This window comes from Pseudomonas edaphica (assembly GCF_005863185.1).
Taxonomy (GTDB): Bacteria; Pseudomonadota; Gammaproteobacteria; order Pseudomonadales; family Pseudomonadaceae; genus Aquipseudomonas; species Aquipseudomonas edaphica.
On record NZ_VBVZ01001012.1, the window covers coordinates 1 to 1,159 of the forward strand.

Annotated in this window: 1 protein-coding gene; it reads right to left on the reverse strand. The window is 62.8% G+C overall.

The window, feature by feature from the left end; all coding sequences use genetic code 11:
* Positions 1–91 precede the first annotated feature (91 nt).
* The coding region (locus FEM54_RS32900; protein ID WP_138454321.1) for an aminopeptidase family protein P at positions 92–1,159 on the reverse strand (1,068 nt) is incomplete at its 5' end.

A 1,159-nucleotide genomic window follows, 5' to 3' on the forward strand; every position in this document is an offset into this window, starting at 1 on the left:
TCCATGTCACGTTGCGTATCGGCGAATTAGGTGGTGTCGGCCCCCAATCGACGCCAGCCGGCCAGGGGCAAGGCCCCTGAACGGCAACCGATCAGATAGCGGCGGTACGCACCTGCAGCCATTCCAAGGCTGCACCACTGAGCAGCGGGCTCAGGCGTTCACGCACCTCGGCGTGGTAAGCGTTGAACCATTCGCGCTCATCCGCCGTCAGCAACGACGGCTGCAGGCAACGGGTGTCGATCGGGCACAGGGTCAGGGTTTCAAACCTGAGGAACTCACCGAACTCGGTCTTGCACGCTTCGCGGTTCAACACCAGGTTCTCGATGCGCACGCCCCAGCGACCCGGGCGATAGGTACCTGGTTCAATCGAAGTAATCATCCCCGGCTGCATTGCGGTTTGCGGTGCGGTGGCGGCCTGGTAGGCGATCACCTGCGGACCTTCGTGCACATTCAGGAAATAGCCTACGCCATGACCTGTACCGTGGCCGTAGTCCACGCCTTCGGCCCAGATCGGCGCACGGGCAATGGCATCCAGCAATGGCGAGAGAATGCCCTTGGGGAAATGTGCCCTGGACAGGGCAATCACGCCCTTGAGCACGCGCGTGCAGTCGCGCTTCTGCTCATCACTCGGCGTGCCGATCGGCACCATCCGCGTAATGTCCGTGGTGCCGCCCAGGTACTGGCCGCCGGAGTCGATCAGCAACAGGCCATCGCCTTCGATCAACGCATGCTCTTCTTCGGTGGCGTGGTAATGCGGCATCGCACCGTTGGCGTTGAACGCTGCGATGGTGTTGAAACTCAGCGACACATAATCGGGGCGACGGGTACGCGCGGCGGTCAAGTGCTCGTCGATGGTCAGCTCGGTGATGCGCTCACGGCCCAACGCACTGTCCAGCCAGGCGAAGAATTCACACAGCGCCGCGCCGTCTTGCTCCATGGCTTGGCGGATATGTTCGGCGTCCGCCAGGCTTTTGCGCGACTTGGCCAGCGTGGTCGGGTTCAAGCCCTCGACCAGCTTCACGCCGGCATCGAGGTTTTCCAGCAAACCGGTGGTGACGCGTGCCGGATCAACTTGCAGGCTGACACCCGCCGGAACTGCACGCAGCGCATCCGTCACTTCGCTGTAGTCGCGCAAGGTCACGCCGTCCCGATCCAGTAC